General features: G+C 54.9%; 14 protein-coding genes and 1 pseudogene. 4 read left to right on the top strand and 11 right to left on the bottom strand.

The features are described from left to right. Positions 1 to 139: 139 nt before the first annotated feature. From recC to rppH, 9 genes are all read right to left on the bottom strand, one after another. Positions 140 to 3,514, bottom strand: a complete 3,375-nt coding sequence (gene recC, locus HV340_RS18160; protein WP_181216154.1) for an exodeoxyribonuclease V subunit gamma — start codon at positions 3,512 to 3,514, stop codon at positions 140 to 142. A gap of 12 nt (positions 3,515 to 3,526) precedes the next feature. Next, positions 3,527 to 3,850, bottom strand: coding sequence for a prepilin-type N-terminal cleavage/methylation domain-containing protein (locus tag HV340_RS18165; protein ID WP_063925553.1), 324 nt, complete (start codon positions 3,848 to 3,850; stop codon positions 3,527 to 3,529). Further along, positions 3,835 to 4,236 (bottom strand): DUF2509 family protein, encoded by a 402-nt coding sequence (locus HV340_RS18170; protein WP_181216155.1) that lies wholly within the window; start codon positions 4,234 to 4,236, stop codon positions 3,835 to 3,837. Before HV340_RS18170 ends, HV340_RS18165 begins: the two co-directional genes overlap by 16 nt. After that, entirely contained in the window at positions 4,233 to 4,793 is a 561-nt protein-coding gene (locus tag HV340_RS18175) for a prepilin peptidase-dependent protein (protein WP_025203343.1), read from the bottom strand. Before HV340_RS18175 ends, HV340_RS18170 begins: the two co-directional genes overlap by 4 nt. Next, complete coding sequence (locus HV340_RS18180) at positions 4,784 to 5,248, bottom strand: prepilin peptidase-dependent protein (protein WP_032680368.1); 465 nt, start codon at positions 5,246 to 5,248, stop codon at positions 4,784 to 4,786. The genes HV340_RS18175 and HV340_RS18180 overlap by 10 nt, the downstream gene beginning before the upstream one ends. 184 nt (positions 5,249 to 5,432) lie before the next feature. Beyond that, positions 5,433 to 6,227: a thymidylate synthase gene (gene thyA, locus HV340_RS18185; protein ID WP_014171447.1), complete on the bottom strand. Its 795-nt coding sequence runs from the start codon at positions 6,225 to 6,227 to the stop codon at positions 5,433 to 5,435. Positions 6,228 to 6,233: 6 nt separating this feature from the next. After that, on the bottom strand, positions 6,234 to 7,109 hold the full coding sequence (gene lgt / locus HV340_RS18190; RefSeq protein WP_181216156.1) for a prolipoprotein diacylglyceryl transferase: 876 nt from the start codon (positions 7,107 to 7,109) through the stop codon (positions 6,234 to 6,236). A gap of 213 nt (positions 7,110 to 7,322) precedes the next feature. Beyond that, positions 7,323 to 9,569 carry a phosphoenolpyruvate--protein phosphotransferase gene (gene ptsP / locus HV340_RS18195; protein ID WP_014171450.1) on the bottom strand — a complete coding sequence of 749 codons (2,247 nt, stop codon included), beginning with the start codon at positions 9,567 to 9,569 and terminating at the stop codon, positions 7,323 to 7,325. Positions 9,570 to 9,581: 12 nt separating this feature from the next. Continuing rightward, entirely contained in the window at positions 9,582 to 10,112 is a 531-nt protein-coding gene (gene rppH, locus HV340_RS18200) for an RNA pyrophosphohydrolase (protein WP_013098553.1), read from the bottom strand. 463 nt (positions 10,113 to 10,575) lie between these two features. On the opposite strand from rppH, the pseudogene HV340_RS24535 reads away from it, so the two are divergent. The 4 genes and pseudogenes from HV340_RS24535 to HV340_RS18215 form a co-directional block, all read left to right on the top strand. After that, a pseudogene (locus tag HV340_RS24535) lies at positions 10,576 to 10,641 on the top strand (hypothetical protein); the annotation flags it as partial. Between the two features lie 154 nt (positions 10,642 to 10,795). After that, the gene (gene mutH, locus HV340_RS18205) at positions 10,796 to 11,488 is read left to right on the top strand and encodes a DNA mismatch repair endonuclease MutH (RefSeq protein WP_032678891.1); all 693 of its coding nucleotides are present in this window, start codon (positions 10,796 to 10,798) and stop codon (positions 11,486 to 11,488) included. 128 nt (positions 11,489 to 11,616) lie between these two features. Beyond that, positions 11,617 to 11,835, top strand: a complete 219-nt coding sequence (locus HV340_RS18210) for a YgdI/YgdR family lipoprotein (protein WP_020883776.1) — start codon at positions 11,617 to 11,619, stop codon at positions 11,833 to 11,835. A 132-nt stretch (positions 11,836 to 11,967) separates the two neighbouring features. Further along, entirely contained in the window at positions 11,968 to 13,008 is a 1,041-nt protein-coding gene (locus tag HV340_RS18215; protein WP_025203341.1) for an NADP(H)-dependent aldo-keto reductase, read from the top strand. Between the two features lie 77 nt (positions 13,009 to 13,085). On the opposite strand, the gene lplT is transcribed toward HV340_RS18215, so the two are convergent. Together lplT and aas are read right to left on the bottom strand one after the other, a co-directional pair. Then, a complete protein-coding gene (gene lplT / locus HV340_RS18220; protein WP_063925558.1) occupies positions 13,086 to 14,279 on the bottom strand; it encodes a lysophospholipid transporter LplT in 1,194 nt (397 codons plus the stop codon). Continuing rightward, the gene (gene aas / locus HV340_RS18225) at positions 14,272 to 16,431 is read right to left on the bottom strand and encodes a bifunctional acyl-ACP--phospholipid O-acyltransferase/long-chain-fatty-acid--ACP ligase (protein ID WP_181216157.1); all 2,160 of its coding nucleotides are present in this window, start codon (positions 16,429 to 16,431) and stop codon (positions 14,272 to 14,274) included. The genes lplT and aas overlap by 8 nt, the downstream gene beginning before the upstream one ends. Positions 16,432 to 16,719 lie beyond the last annotated feature (288 nt).

The raw sequence follows: 16,719 nt of genomic DNA on the forward strand, positions 1-16,719 counted from the left end.
TACGACCTCTTTATCACGGCTACATCATTAACAAACTGCGTGCTGGACTCACCAACATCTCTTTCTTTGGGTACATCAGTCCGTGATAAGAAGTGCATCATAAATGAACACCCCATACTGCGCAATTTCTATACAGCGCTCAGGACTGATTAAATTTGAACAACGGTAACAGGTAGCGTTGTGCTTCTTCCGTGATAGCCTCGAAGTATTCAGGCTCAAGCGTTCGCCATAAACGTTGATACCAGACATCCTCACCTTCGCCGCGCACCATCATGTTACCTTCATACGCCTGCATGAATTTACTCCGTGCTTTCTGCAGTGAAGCGTCATCCGTTAACATGGCATCATTCTGTGCGTCATAACAAGCTTTTATCCAGGCGCCACCGCTCTCGGGCAGTAGCAGGAGCGGTTTATTCATTCCCCGCAGATAGCCTTCAACGTACAAGGATAAATAACGTAACGCCTGCTCTGCGTCCATCGGCGGAAAGCGCCATTCGCCCTCTTTGCGGACAAAAATACGGCTTTCGCCTTTATGGCCGCCAGCACTGTAGACAAGATGTTCGAGCCAGAGTTGCAAACCTTGTGAAACGCTAAGCATGGAAGGACGCCAGCGCAGGAGCCCATCCGGCTGTACCTGAGTTAGCCAGCCCGTGAGCTGCACACCCTGGCAGTTGAGATCGATTTCAAGACTGGTTCCGGGTTGCCGGCATTCCCTCACGCGTTCTGCCAGAGATTCCATCTCCTGGCGCTGCGCCTCCCAGACAATTTCTCCGAACGCCCCGTAGGGTAACTGCCCCGCAGCACGGTAGCGGCGGTAAAGCTTGTCGGCATCTTCCTCTTCAACCAGCGCGTTCAGCAACTGCAGGTTTAACTGATACCGCTCTAGCCCTTCCAGCGTAAACGGCTCTGCATCAGGAATTTCACTCTCTTCAGAACGGAAATTGACCTGCAACCGTTGCTGGAAGAAAGCGCGTACCGGATGCCCCCAAAACCGCTGAAGCTGTTCAAAGGTCAGGGTGTCTATCGGGCGAGGATCAAGCTCCTGAATGAAATCGGTATGCGCTCTCCCCTCTTTTTTCGCCGCAGGCAGCCATTCGTGGGCATAGCTCTGATGATCGCTGACCACGTAGTTCACCGGGTCAAACGGCATGCGGCTATGTAAGCGGGTGATATGCGCCTTCACTCGCTGCGCACTTTCATCACAGTTACGGGCTTCATCCCCCGCCAGATAGTGGCTCTGCCCGATATAATCCACCAGTTCCTGCACCAGAACAGAAGGAAAGCGCTCGCTGTTGTCCTGGATAGAGCGGCCGATATAGCTGATATACAACTGACGTTGAGCCGAAATGAGCGCCTCAAGGAAGAGATAGCGGTCATCGTCACGACGGCTACGATCGCCCCGCTTTGGATTCGCACTCATCAGATCAAAACCTAGCGGCGCCAGGGCGCGTGGGTATATACCGTCATTCATTCCGAGCAGGCACACCACTTTGAACGGGATAGAACGCATTGGCATCAGGGTGCAAATATTGATTGGGCCTGCCAGGAAACGCTGGCTAATTCGCTCCTGATCGAGCCGTTGCGTCAGCTCATCGCGCAGCAATGACAACGGGATAGCCTCGTTATAGTGGGAACTCACGCCCTCTTCGACGATTGCCTGCCACTGCGTTTCAATGAGCGCCATAGCGGCTTCGGTATCACTGTCCGGCAGGAAGAAATCATTGAGCAATGTCCTGCAAACCGGGAGCCACGCATCCAGCGGACGCGGCTGCATCAACTCAAGCCGCCAGCGGTTAAGTTGCATCAGCAGGGAAGCTAAATGACCGACCAGCTCAGCGATCAACCCGCTGGACTCATCGTAGGGCAGGACTTCATTCCACTCGCCCTGGCTGCTTTCCATCGCATAGCCCAGCAGCATACGCGTCAGGCCAAACCGCCAGGTGTGCTGGCCGGTAGGAGGAAGCTCGAACGCCTGAACGTTGTCATCATCAATGCCCCAGCGTACGCCGGACTCGTTAACCCACTGACGAAGGTAGCGCAGCCCCTCTTCATTGATATTGAAACGTGCGGCCAGGACTGGGACATCCAGTAATGCCAGGACATCTTCGGAGATAAACCGGCTATCCGGTAATGAGAGCAAAGTAATAAAGGCCTGCAAGGCCGGATGAGACTGGCGGGCCCGTCGGTCAGAAATGGCGTACGGCAGGTAGCGTTCACCTGTCGCACTCCCAAAAACAGCCTGAATAAAGGGACTGTAACTGTCGATATCCGCCACCATCACCACAATGTCACGTGGCGTCAGCTCAGGATCGTCCTGCAGCATCGCCAGCAGTTGATCGTGAAGGACTTCAACCTCGCGCTGCGGGCTGTGGCAAACGTGGATCGTGACGCTGCGATCGTCGCCGTCCAGCTTGCGCTTACTGTCGCTGCGTTCAAATTCTTTCGCCGTAACACCCATGACGGCGCGGTTTTCGAGATCCAGAATGTCGAGCTGGATATTATGCAGCAGGCTATCCGGAGCGATCTCGACGAAGGCATCCACATCCCCTTCGCCTGACGACGTGATGTCTGAGAGCATGTGAATGTAGTCACGGCCCAGCTTTCCCCAAGAGGCAAGCAGCGGGTTCGGCAGATTTTGAATGCCGTGCTCATCAAATAGCTGTGCGGCAGACGCGCTGTCTTTAAACAGTGGTACGGTACGCTCTTCAAACAGGCGTCGTCTCTGGCGAGACACCAGCCGCGAAAGCCAGCGTTCATCCTGAATGTCGCCCCAGTACTGGCGACACGGATTGGTAAATAGGATATGTATGTCGATGTGTTTACCCAGCGCACTCAGCGCCTGCAAATACACCGGTGGCAGCGCCGAGATGCCGCAGATAAACACGCGAGAGGGCAGCCGGGCTGGCCGCTCAGCGCTGTTTTCCAGTATGGAGATAAACCGCTGGTAGAGGTTTGCACGGTGCCACTTCGGCTGGCCGAGTTTCTCAGTGTGTTCCACCAGCGCTTTCCATAGCGGTGCCTGCCAGACTTGCGCCTCCGGTAGCCCGTCGACCCGCTCGCCCGCTTCCCAGCGAGTCAGCCATTCCGGGCGATACACCAGATACTGGTCATAGAGATCGGCGGTGCGCGATGCCAGCTGGAACAGCTTGCGTTTATCGGTGTCGTCATTGAGGTAGTGGCGTAGCATGACGAATTCATCATGCTGCAGCATGTCCGGCAACAATGCCATCAGCTTCCAGCTCATGCTTTGCTTGTTGAAGGCACTCTGTTCCGGGATGTCCGGCAACACGCGGACAAACATCTCCCAGATAAAACTCGCGGGCAGCGGGAAATCGATATTTGCGGCAATGCCGAATTTACGCGAAAGCGACATCTGCAGCCACTGTGCCATACCGGTGCTCTGCACCAGCACCATTTCTGGCTCAAAAGGATCGTCAAGCCGCTCGCGCTCAACGATAAATTCCATCAGCGCTTCCAGCACATCCAGACGATTTGAGTGGTAGACCCTTAACATAGACGCTCCCGACTACTGGCTAACCGGGCAATGCAGACGCGTCATCTCGCCGCGCCGCCCCAGAGGAGAAATAAGTGTAACCGTGATGCTGACACATCCAGAGAGTGTTGTCTGCCCCCGACTGACCTGCCAGCCTGCCGGGAGAGCAATTGTTGAAAGCTGAGACTGATTCCAGGCATGGTGCCAGAGCTGACGATACTGATTAAACATAGAGAACCGCGTCGCCAGTGCTCGCTGATAACCCGACAGTGCCGTGACAATCATCACCAGCAGCATCATCGCCAGTAACACCTCAACCATGCTAAAGCCTTTTTCTCTGCTCACGGCAACTGGCATAACGTACTCTCCTTAAGCGGACAAAAATCACTCCAGCCGTGTGGCGAGAAATGGATCTTGCCGTCGATGATTTCGCCTCTGCGCCATAGCAGCAGGTCATCACTCCCGGCAATAAGCAGCACACGCGCTTCATTCAGTAGCCGCAGGCAAACTCGCCACGCCGATACCTTTTTGCACTGGATCTCAGGCTCAGATAACCAGCTCTGAACGCGTCCCCATTCAAGCGCTGACTGCACGGATGCCTGCTGTTGAACCGAGCGGCTCTCACCGCCCACCAGTGCGCTAAACGTGGTCAGCTGCTGATTGAGGCCGGTGAGGATCAGCGTGCCCAACACCAGTAAAAGTAACACCAGCGCCAGCGAGGACATCCCGCGCTGCCGGTTCACAGGTTGTACCCCGTGACGCCATAAAAAGCCTGACAGGGGGCCCCCTGCTCGCCCTGACGAAGGGCGGTCATTTCAATATTCAGCTGGGGGGCAAACCCCGCATGCTCAACTTGACTCACCACAAAGTGCTGGATGAGAAGCCTGTTGGGGTCAGTGAGTTTCTCCCATCCTTTACCCTCACACGAGGTCGCCCCATGCAGGGTCTCCAGTGCACCTGATTCCAGACGAAAACCTGTGCTGTCGTTTTCCGAAGACGAGCTATCCCAGTTACCGTTACTGTTTGCATCCCATCGTACAATGACACAGCGACCTTGCCTGCCGATCGTCAGTCCCTGCCCCGCACAGTTTCCGGCGCAATACCCCGCACGCTGAAGCTGTTTGCCGAGGGAAAAAAGGCGTTGCCACACCTCCTCCTCAAGCTCCCGCTGACCGGATTGCTGTAAAACAGCCCGCTGCAAGCCCGGTAAAAAGCGCGAGGCGCTTATCAGTAACAGACTGCTGATCGCCGTGGCAATCAGAACTTCCATCAGTGAGAAACCCTGCTGGTTTAGGGACATGAACCTTCTCCTGTGACATTGCACATCCTGATTCGCCCTCCATTCGAGACAATGACGAGCCATTCTCCTGCACGACTTTGCAGGCGTATTCGCCCTGCCCATGCCGTATCCCTGAGTCCATAGAAGCCAAATAACGGCGTTATTTCACTTACCGTGACCTCCGGCCACAGGGGAATAAATACAAACGGACTGCCTTTATCACAGCCCTGCACGAATGCGCTCATCAGACAGGTGACGCCTCTGTCGCGCCGCAATGTGACCTGGTGGTCACGGTTGTGCCGGTTTGCGTCATTGCGCAGAAATACCAGGTAATCACGCACCTGCCCGGCAGTTTGCCAGAGCCGTTGCTGCCGTTGCCAGTTGTCCCAGCCGTATAGCCCGGAGGCGCTGAGAATGACCACCAGCGAGATAGCCACCAGGGTTTCGATAAGCGTAAAACCGTTCTCTTTTTTCATGCCGGGAGTGTGGCGAAATGGCCTGGAATTGACGAGCAACGGATGACCGTTTTACGAGCCCTTATCAAGGAAAGTTAAGCGGTTGCAGTGCGTTGCATACATTCTGGATAACGCGTCGGAAAGCGGGAAGAAGGCGAAAAAAAACCGGCGCTAAACAGCACCGGTTATGTCAGGATTGACAGCCTCAGATAGCGACGGGCGCTTTGATGCCTGGATGAGGGTCATAACCCTCAATCTCAAAATCGTCAAAGCGGTAATCAAAAATGGATTCCGGTTTGCGTTTGATAATCAGCTTAGGCAAGGCGCGCGGTTCGCGGGTCAGCTGGAGATGCGTCTGTTCCATATGGTTGCTGTAGAGATGGGTATCCCCACCGGTCCAGACGAAATCGCCCACGTCCAGATCGCACTGCTGCGCCATCATATGCACTAACAGCGCATAGCTGGCAATGTTGAACGGCAGGCCGAGGAACACGTCGCAGGAGCGCTGATAGAGCTGGCAGGAGAGCTTGCCGTCTGCCACATAGAACTGGAAGAACGCATGGCACGGTGCCAGTGCCATTTTATCCAGCTCGCCGACGTTCCAGGCAGAAACGATAATACGGCGCGAGTCCGGATCGTTTTTCAGCTGGTTCATCACGGTGGTGATCTGGTCAATATGGCGGCCATCCGGCGTAGGCCATGCGCGCCACTGCTTACCGTACACCGGGCCCAGGTTGCCGTTTTCATCTGCCCATTCGTCCCAGATAGAGACGTTGTTTTCATGCAGATACGCAACGTTGGTATCGCCTTGCAGGAACCAGAGCAGTTCATGAATGATCGAGCGCAGGTGGCAGCGCTTTGTCGTCACCAGCGGAAAACCTTCCTGCAGATTGAAGCGCATCTGGTGGCCAAAAATGGAGAGCGTGCCGGTACCGGTACGGTCATTTTTCGGCGTGCCCTCATCGAGCACTTTTTTCATCAGTTCAAGATACTGTTTCATGGTTCCTCAGGAAAGTTGTTGCTGTGGACGACGACGATACGCCCAAATCATCATAATGACACCCGCGACAATCATCGGAATGGAGAGGATCTGCCCCATGCTGATGTACTGTACCCATTCGCCGGTGAACTGTGCATCCGGCTGGCGGAAGAACTCGACGATGATACGGAATGCACCGTAGCCAATCAGGAACAGACCGGAGACAGACCCCATCGGACGCGGTTTACGGATAAACAGATTCAGGATGATAAACAGCACCACGCCTTCCAGCGCCAGCTCGTAAAGCTGAGACATGTGGCGCGGCAGAACACCGTAAGTATCGAACAGGGATTGCCACTCAGGATGAGACGGCAGCAGCGCCATGTCCTCTGCACGCGAGCCCGGGAACAGCATGGTAAAGGAGACACTCGGGTCGACACGCCCCCAGAGCTCACCATTGATAAAGTTGCCCAGACGTCCTGCTCCCAGACCAAACGGGATCAGTGGCGCGATAAAATCTGACACCTGGAAGAAGTTGCGCTTGGTGCGTTTGGCAAAAATCACCATCACCAGGATCACACCAATCAGCCCGCCGTGGAAGGACATGCCGCCATCCCAGACGCGGAACAGGTAGAGTGGATCGTTCAGGAATACCGGGAGGTTATAGAACAGAACATACCCAATACGGCCGCCCAGGAACACGCCAAGGAAGCCTGCATACAGCAGGTTCTCGACTTCGTTTTTGGTCCAGCCACTGCCTGGACGACTGGCGCGACGGCCAGCAAGCCACATGGCAAAAATGAAGCCGACCAGGTACATCAGACCGTACCAGTGAAGCGAAACAGGTCCTATTGAGAAAATGACCGGATCAAATTCCGGAAAATGCAGATAACCACCGTTCATCTGTCACCACAAGATGTTGTTATTCCGCTGAAAGTGGACAGCGGTAGAAATGCGATTCTGCTGTTAGCAGAGGCTCCAAAGTTGCGAATCATAGCATAAGGCGGACGCGGAGGATGCGCCAGAGATGTAAAAGATATGTATAGAGGAGTGTGTTATATCCTCACCTCCGCCCTGTCACAAAGGACGAGGACGGAGTGAGGGGAAAAGTACGTATTAGCGACCGCCGCGAATCAGGCCGCCCATACCGCGTCGTTCCATGAAAGCAGCCACCTGATGACGCACTTCGGCGGCCAGCTGCGCTTCAAGACTGCGTTCAGCCAGCTCGCGGGCATCCTCAATATCGATATGCCGCAGCAGGTACTTCACGCGGGCAACCGCACGGCCGTTCATGGAGAGGTGGCGGTACCCCAGCCCAATCAGGATTGCAACGCACATCGAATCTCCGGCCATTTCACCACACAGGCGCAAATCAATATCGTGCTGTTCGGCTTCTCGCGCGATCATCGCTAACGCCCGGATCATCGCAGGGTGCAGGCTGTCATAAATGCTGGCAACACGCGTGTTGTTACGGTCGACGGCCAGAATATACTGCGTCAGGTCATTGGTACCGACCGAGATAAAGTCGACACGGTTAGCCAGCTGCGGCAGCATAAAGACCATTGACGGCACTTCAAGCATCACCCCAATTCGTGGTTTGGGGATCGCATAGCCAATCATCTCTTCGACTTCACGGCCGGCACGCTCAATCAGACGCCGCGCCTCGTCAATCTCATCAATGCTGGTGACCATCGGCAGTAAAATGCTGAGGTTACCCGTCGCCGCATTCGCGCGCAGCATGGCACGCACCTGGATCAGGAAGATCTCAGGCTGATCGAGCGTAATGCGTATCCCACGCCAGCCCAGGCACGGGTTTTCTTCACTGATCGGCATGTACGGCAGCTGTTTATCTGCCCCGACATCAAGGGTGCGCAGGGTGACCGGTTTGTCGTTAAACATCTGCAGCATGCCCTGATACTGCGCAACCTGCTCCTCTTCAGAGGGAAAGCCACTTTGCAGCATGAACGGGATTTCGGTGCGGTATAAGCCGATACCGTCGATGCGGCTGCCGAGCTTCTCTTCATGCTCGGGGCTTAAACCTGCGTTGAGCATGACTTTGATTCGCTCGCCGCTTTTGAGCTGCGCGGGCAGATTAACGTCATCCTCTGCCAGCTTGCTTAATTCATTCTCTTCGCTGATAAGGCGCTGGTATTCCTGAAGCAGAACCGGCTCAGGATCAACCAACAGCTCACCGCGATAACCGTCGACCACCAGGGTGCGTCGGTGCAGCACCGATGGCTGGATATCCGCCCCCATAACGGTGGGAATTCCCAGCGCGCGCACCATAATGGCCGCGTGCGAGTTCGCCGCGCCATCGCGTACCACCACGCCCGCCAGGCGGTCATGAGGCAGTTCAGCCAGTGTTGTCGCGGAGAGTTCATCGGCAACCAGCACAAAACGTTTTGGCCAGGCATTCGCGCCCTGAATAGTGTCATCAAGATGGAACAGTAAACGCTGCCCCAGGGCGCGTAAATCACCGGCCCGCTCTTTCAGGTAACCGTCGGTCAGTGCCGCAAACTGCTCAGCAAATTTTTCGATGACCTTTTTAACCGCCCACTCCGCAACCGCACCTTTGTCGACTTCGTCAAAAAGCTCGCGGCGCAGACGTGCATCGGAGAGAAGGTGCGAGTAAAGGTCAAAAATGGCCGCCGTCTCTTTTTGCGCCCCAGCGGCAAAGCGCTTGCTGTAGCGACGAAACTCATTCGACGCCTCTTCCAGCGCGGCGGTGAGACGCTCACGCTCAAGCGCTTCATCAAGCGTTGAGGCTTCGTACACCTGCTCCATCAACGGCAGGGTGGCGTCCATCCAGCCTTCGGCGATAGCGACGCCCGGCGACGCCGGAAGCGCGCGAATACGCGTATGGCGATACTGACCAAACAGTGCCGTCAACTGGGACTGGGAGAGGATCGCGGCCATCTGCGTGGCCAGCGTGACGAGGAAAGACTCTTCGCTTTCATCGTACTGACGCAACTCACGCTGCTGTACCACCAGCACACCAAGCAGCTGACGGCGCTGAATAATCGGCACGCCCAGGAAGGCGCGGAAACGATCTTCTTTTACGGAGGGGATATATTTAAAGCTGGGGTGTTTTTGTGCGTCGGCAAGGTTGATAGGTTCGGCGAGTCGCCCAACCAGACCAACAATACCTTCATCAAACGCGAGCGTTACGGTGCGTCCACGTGGCTTTTTCAAACCACGGGTCGCCATCAGGTAATAGCAACGCCGATCGTGGTCGGCCAGATACACCGAACAGACTTCGGTCTCCATCGCAAGACAGATGTCGGTAACCAGAATGTTCAGCGCCTCATTCAGACGCGGCGCACTGGCCACCTTCTCGACTATTTCTCGCAAGCGGGTGAGCATGATTTGCGTAGCTTAACCTCTTTTACGTCGCCAGGCAGGTGCGCTCTGCGGCTTAGGCGGGATCTCCTGAAGCTGCATGACAACACTTGCGAACTCTTTCATCACCCTACGGTAAACATCGCGTTTAAATGACACGACCTGACGAACAGGATACCAATAGCTCACCCAACGCCAGCCATCAAACTCCGGCGTACTGCTGGTTTGCATATTGATATCTGAATCGTTGCCCACCAACTGCAGTAGAAACCATTTTTGTTTCTGGCCGATACAAACCGGCTTTGTGTCCCAACGCACCAAACGTTTCGGTAACTTGTAACGCAACCAGTTGCGGGTCGAAGCCAGGATGCGAACATCTTTTCGGCTTAAACCAACCTCTTCAAACAGCTCCCGGTACATCGCTTGTTCTGGGGACTCTCCCGGGTTGATCCCGCCTTGCGGGAACTGCCAGGAGTGCTGACCATATCGACGGGCCCACATCACCTGGCCCTGACGATTACAAATTACTATTCCTACGTTCGGGCGGTAGCCATCGTCATCAATCACCGGACTACCCCAAACTAAACCTTATATATGAATGATTGTTTCACACTACAGGGAGGCGGTAAACCACTCTCTTACAGGGCTGCAACCTAATAACATTTGAATAACTCACAAATACAGGCAGAGTTATAAACAGATGAGCGGCTCTGAGGGGAATTTTATTCACCTTTTCTGTGGATATAGTTGTGAAGAAGTGTCTGATTACCGATGAACAACCTCAGCCGCCGTCAATCTCCCTCCATTACCGATAAAAAATAAAATCATTATTTTCATAAAGTTAATCACCATAAAACCAACCCACACCGCTTAAGCGTGACGATCGTCACATCAGGGATCGTTGTGCTGATGAAAGATCGAACAGCGTCGGTTTTATCCACAGATTGTGCCAATAAGTTAGGCACAATTTGTTTGAAAATTGGATTTTCGTCGCACGTCAAGGCTGTAAATTGAAACAGTAGTCAGGGTTATGCCCAGTTATCCCACTTTTCTGTGGATAACATGGTGTAAGATCCTGTTCATTGTCAGTGACCAGAATTGAACAACCGAATTTTTGTCCCTCGCCATCCATTTTTAGTGTACTAAAAAAACCTATAAATCATGCACATGGCATATTCGTACAGAAAAAGTTAAACTCTATCCACAGGGGACAATTTCTTAGTGTATTTTTTAATCAAAAGGTTACCTTCATGCATTCGCTTTTACCCTTGCTTTCACCGCCGTCCAGCGAAACCCAGTTGCTACAGCAGGCGCAGCGTCTGGCTGGCTTTTCGCTTGGCGAGCTGGCGGCAATGGCTGGCCTGCCGATCCCTCAGGATCTGAAGCGGGATAAAGGCTGGATCGGCATGCTGCTGGAGCTGTGGCTGGGTGCAAGCGCAGGGAGTAAACCGGAGCAGGATTTCGCCGCCCTGGGCGTAGAGTTAAAAACCATTCCCATCGATAGCCTTGGTAAGCCCCTGGAAACGACATTTGTCTGCGTTGCACCGTTAACCGGGAATACCGGTGTGACGTGGGAAACCAGTCACGTTCGCCATAAACTGAAGCGCGTGCTTTGGGTCCCCGTAGAAGGAGAACGTCAGATCCCGCTGGCTGAACGCCGGGTTGGCGCACCGCTGCTGTGGAGTCCGGATGAAGATGAAGAGCATCAGCTGCGTCTGGACTGGGAAGAGCTGATGGATATGATTGTCCTCGGTCAGGTTGAGCGCATCACCGCCCGACACGGAGAGGTGTTACAGCTGCGGCCAAAGGCGGCGAACAGTAAAGCGCTCACGGAAGCAATCGGTGCCCGGGGCGAGCCGATACTGACATTGCCACGCGGTTTTTATCTCAAAAAGAACTTTACCGGGGCGCTCCTTGCTCGCCATTTCTTACTCAAAACGTAGTTTTTTACTTATTTTGAGAGCTCTCAAACATAATCACCTGGTTTTTAAGATTTTACCGCTTCCTCCTGTCGAAATATCGGGTTATTACTACACTATGATTTGATACGAGCCAGGTGAGGACGATAACGATGAAAAAATGGGCAGTGTTAATTTCAGCAGTCGGATTAGCGTTTGCAGTATCGGGCTGTAGCAGCGATTACGTGATGGCGACAAAAGATGGCCGGATGATCCTGACAGACGGCAAGCCGGAAGTCGATGATGACACCGGTCTGGTCAGCTACCGCGATCAGTCCGGGAATAAAATGCAGATCAATCGCGACGAAGTCTCGCAAATTATCGAGCGATAAACAGAGAGAGGTCAGTACCTTGCTGGCCTTTTTGATTTTTTTCTTCCCCTTTTGCTTCCCCTCTGCCATGTTTATATTCCTTTGTCGGGAGGTTCCTGACGCGGTCTACATGTCTATTGAAGGAAGCCGGCTATGCATTATCACCGTATCCCCCACAGCTCTCTGGAGATAAGCCAACTGGGGTTGGGCACGATGACATTTGGTGAACAAAACAGCGAAGCCGATGCCCATGCACAACTCGATTATGCCGTCAGCCAGGGCATTAACCTGATTGATGTCGCAGAGATGTACCCTGTTCCTCCACGCCCGGAAACGCAGGGGCTTACCGAAACCTACGTCGGCAACTGGCTGGCAAAACGCGGCAACCGCGAAAAACTGGTTATCGCCTCGAAAGTCAGCGGCCCTGCGCGTAACAGCGATGCCGGGATCCGCCCCAACCAGATCCTCGATCGCAAGAATATCCGTGCCGCGCTGGATGCCAGCCTGAAGCGCCTGCAAACCGATTATCTTGATCTCTACCAGGTACACTGGCCGCAGCGTCCAACCAACTGCTTTGGTAAGCTCGGCTACAGCTGGAACGAAAGCGCTCCCGCCGTTACGCTGCTTGAAACGCTGGAAGCGCTGACCGAATGCCAGCGAGCGGGCAAAATCCGCTACATCGGCGTGTCTAACGAAACGGCTTTTGGCGTTATGCGCTACCTGCACCTGGCTGATAAACACGATCTGCCGCGCATTGTCACCATCCAGAACCCCTACAGCCTGCTCAACCGCAGTTACGAAGTGGGTCTGGCCGAAGTGACGCAATATGAAGAGGTTGAGCTGCTCGCCTATTCCTGCCTGGGCTTTGGTACGCTGACGGGTAAATACCTGAACGGTGCGAAGCCAGCCGGCGCGCGTAATACGCTCTTCAGCCGCTTTACCCGCTATAGCGGCGAGCAGACGCAGAAAGCCGTCGCGGCCTACGTTGATATTGCGAAGCGTCACGGGCTCGATCCTGCCCAGATGGCACTGGCCTTCGTACGCCGTCAGCCGTTTGTGGCCAGCACCCTGCTGGGCGCAACGACGATGGAACAGTTGAAAACCAACATTGAGAGTTTCCATCTGGACCTGAGCGAGGACGTGCTGGCGGAGATTGACGCGGTGCATCAGGTTTATACCTATCCGGCACCGTAAAAAAACAAAACGGCAACCTCTGTTGCCGTTTTTAATGTTTGCACCCGCTTGTGAAAAGGCGCTGAAGACGACCCGAATCAGCGGCGGCGCTGCCAGACCCACAAGCCGGCAATCGCCAGCGCGAACAGTCCACCGAACCCGACGCCAATTCCCACCACAGGCGCGCTGGCTTTAACCGCCAGCGAATACAGGCCCAGCATCAGCAGCATCGCCAGGTTTTCACCGAGGTTTTGCACCGCAATAGCATTGCCCGCCCCGACCGTCTGCTTGCCACGCTCCTGCAAAAGCGCATTCAGCGGCACCACGAAGAAGCCCCCCAGAATACCAATCAGGATCAGCAGTACGTAGGCTGGCAATAACGCGTGTTGCAGCGCGAAAAAAAGCACCGCAACGCCAATCAGGATCCCTGCCGGCATGCAGCGAGCAACGGTGTCGAGCGTCACGAGTTTTGCCGCTGCCCCCGCGCCCACCACAATCCCGATCGCCACCATCGCATTAAGGTAGGTTGGCGTCGCGTTGTCCGTGATCCCCAGCGCCACCGGCACCCACAGCACCAGCAGGAAGCGCAGCGTAACGCCAGCGCCCCAGAACATGCTGGTGCCCATCAGAGAGAATCGCGTTTCACCGTTACGCCACAGCACGCGGCAGGCATTGAAGAAGCTGCCGGTCATCGGCTTAAAGCGCCAGGATTGCCCCGGACGCGCCACCGGCAGTTTCGGAATAAACAGGTTAGCGACTACCGCGCCACCGTACACCACGGCACACACGCCGAGGGCCGCCAGCACGTGCCAGTCAGCGAGGACACCGCCTGCGACGGAGCCAAGCAGGATTGCCGCAATGGTGGAGGACTCCATCAGCCCATTGGCTTTCACCAGCTTATCACCGGTGGTCAGCTCCCCGAGGATGCCATACTTCGCCGGGGAGTAGGCTGCGGCACCAATGCCGACCAGCGTATAGCCAATAAACGGATTGAAACCAAAACAAATGCTGGCGGCTCCCAGCAGTTTCAGGCCGTTGGCAAACATCATTACCCGGCCTTTCGGGAAGCTGTCCGCAACCTGTCCGACAAACGGTGCAAAGATAATGTAAGCGCCCACAAACACCATCTGCAGAACCGGCTGACTCCAGTCAGGGTAAAACTCAGCCTTGAGCAGTGCCAGCGTGGCAAACAGCAGCGCGTTATCGCCAAAGGCGGAAAGGAACTGGGCGGCAATCACCGCCATCATGCCTTTTGAGCGCAGAGAGGTGTTAGTGTGTACTGACTCACGCATTATGTTGTTCCGCCTGTTCAACCATGCCCTTGAGGGTCACGAAGTCGGGCTTACCGCTGCCGAGCACCGGAAGCTGTTTCAGGTAGCGAATATCACGAGGTATCGCCAGCTCCGGAATGCCGTGCTCGCGGGCATAGCTCAGTAACTGGTCGCGCTTAAGCTCGCTGTCGGTGGTGAACAGCACCAGCGCCTCGCCTTTACTTGCATCACTCTTCACAACAGTGGCATGCATCTTGTCGGCGGAGACGCCCGATGCCAGCTGTTCAACCATCTCAAGCGAGACCATTTCACCCGCAATCTTGGCAAAGCGTTTTGCACGCCCCTGGATCTGCACAAAGCCTTGCTCATCGAAACGTACAATATCGCCGGTGTCGTACCAGCCCGTTTCAATCTCGCCATTAACGTTTTCTGCGGTCGGTGCTTCCAGCACGCCGGGGTTTTCCACGCGCAGATAGCCGTTCATCACGTTTGGCCCTTTCAGCTGCAGACGGCCGCCGTCTTCAATACCAGGCACCGCCAGCAGACGAGCATCCAGCCCAGGCAGAATTCGGCCTACTGTCCCCGGTTTCGCCGCCATTGGCACGTTGATAGAGACCACCGGCGCACACTCTGTCACGCCATACCCCTCGAGGATACGCAGACCAAATTTGTCCTGCCAGATCTGTCGCGTGCTCTCCTGCAGTTTTTCCGCGCCCGCAACCACGTAGCGCACGCGGAAGAAGTCATACGGGTTGGCGAAACGCGCGTAGTTTCCGAGGAAGGTTGAGGTTCCAAACAACACGGTACAGTTACGGTCATACACCAGCTCAGGCACAATGCGGTAATGCAACGGGCTTGGATAAAGGAAGACTTCGGCACCGGTCAGCAGCGGCGTGAAAAGCCCCACCGTCAGGCCAAAAGAGTGGAACAGCGGCAGCGCTGACATAAACCGGTCTTTCGCGGTAAAGTCGGCAATGCTTTTGATCTGCTCAACGTTCGCCAGAATACTCTTGTGACTGTGGACGACACCTTTCGGGTTGCCTTCAGAGCCAGAGGTGAAGAGGATAATCGCGTCGTCTTCCGGCTGCTGTTTCACCTGGGCCAGACGCGGCATCAGCAGATGAGCAAAAATCCACAGTTTGTCGCCTGTCGTCACATCCGCTTTAAGATCTTCCAGGAAGACCCAGCGTACCTGGGTAAGCTGTTCAGGAAGATGCCACAGTTTGCCTTTGTCGAGGAACTGGCGGGAGGTAAAGACGGTTTTGATTTGCGCTGCCGTGATGGCGCTGGTTAGCCCTTTCACGCCCGCCGTGTAGTTCATCATCGCCGGAATACGGCCACGGGAAACGGCACCAAAAATCACCGCCGCACTGATGCCTGCGTTGGGCAGCATCAGGCCAATCTTTTCGCCCTGCTGACTGTACTTCTCAAGAATACGGCCCACGAACAATGTTTTGGTCAGCAGCTTGCGATAGGTATCCGGGGTAAAATTGATGTCTTCGATGCAGTTTTTCTTCGCGCCGTAGCGGTGCTGTGCCGACAGCAGGGATTCATACAGCGTCTCGCGCGGGCGGACCGCCATACGCGCTTCCATCATAATCTGGTGCAGCATCTCTCCGGCAATTTTACGGCGATCGCGTGCACGGGGCGCGTCAGGCATCGGTAACGACGTTGGCGGCAGGATATGCAACGTAATTTTTGGGAACACGCGCTGCTTTACCAGCCCTTTCAGACGGCTGAAATAGGAGCGCTCCGCTCCTTCAATACGCAGTGGCACCACGGTTGCTTTTGACTTCGCCGCGACAAACCCGGCGCCGTCGTAGATTTTCATCAGTGAACCGGTCACCGAGATGCGACCTTCCGGGAAAATAACCACCGGACGCCCCTGCTCCACCAGACGCACCAGATGTTTAATCATCATCGGTTTGGTCGGGTCGAGCGGCACAAAATCAATCAGCGGCGTGAGCCAGCGCATGTACCACTGCTGGCTGATGGAGGTATAAACCGCAAACACCGGACGCACGGGCAGAAATAGCGCCAGCAGAATGCCATCGATAAAGGAAACATGGTTTGGTGTGATAAGAACGCGTTCGCCGCGAAGCGCCTGAGCATCGCCAGTGACGCGAATGCGAAAGAGAATACGGAAGAGTGTACGGAAGAACCCAAAAAGCATCTCAACTCCCTTTGCCAGCCAGTGTGAAGGGTTGATAGTAAATGGTGGCAGATTACACGAGAAGTGATACGGGAGCGACTGCAAAGTTGAGGCGAAAAAAAACCTGCGCATCCGCGCAGGTTGGTGCAAGAGAAGAGTACGAAACCGTACTAAGAATTCTCACCAATCAATACCTCTGGGATCTCGACTCTATCAATCTCCCCCTCATCCTCGCCATCGGACAATCGCAACAGCCTGAGGCAAAGTGTAACTAAAGGTTCAGATTGACATTATTCAGACATGACTGGC

The organism is Enterobacter sp. RHBSTW-00975 (assembly GCF_013615235.1).
Taxonomy (GTDB): Bacteria; Pseudomonadota; Gammaproteobacteria; order Enterobacterales; family Enterobacteriaceae; genus Enterobacter; species Enterobacter ludwigii.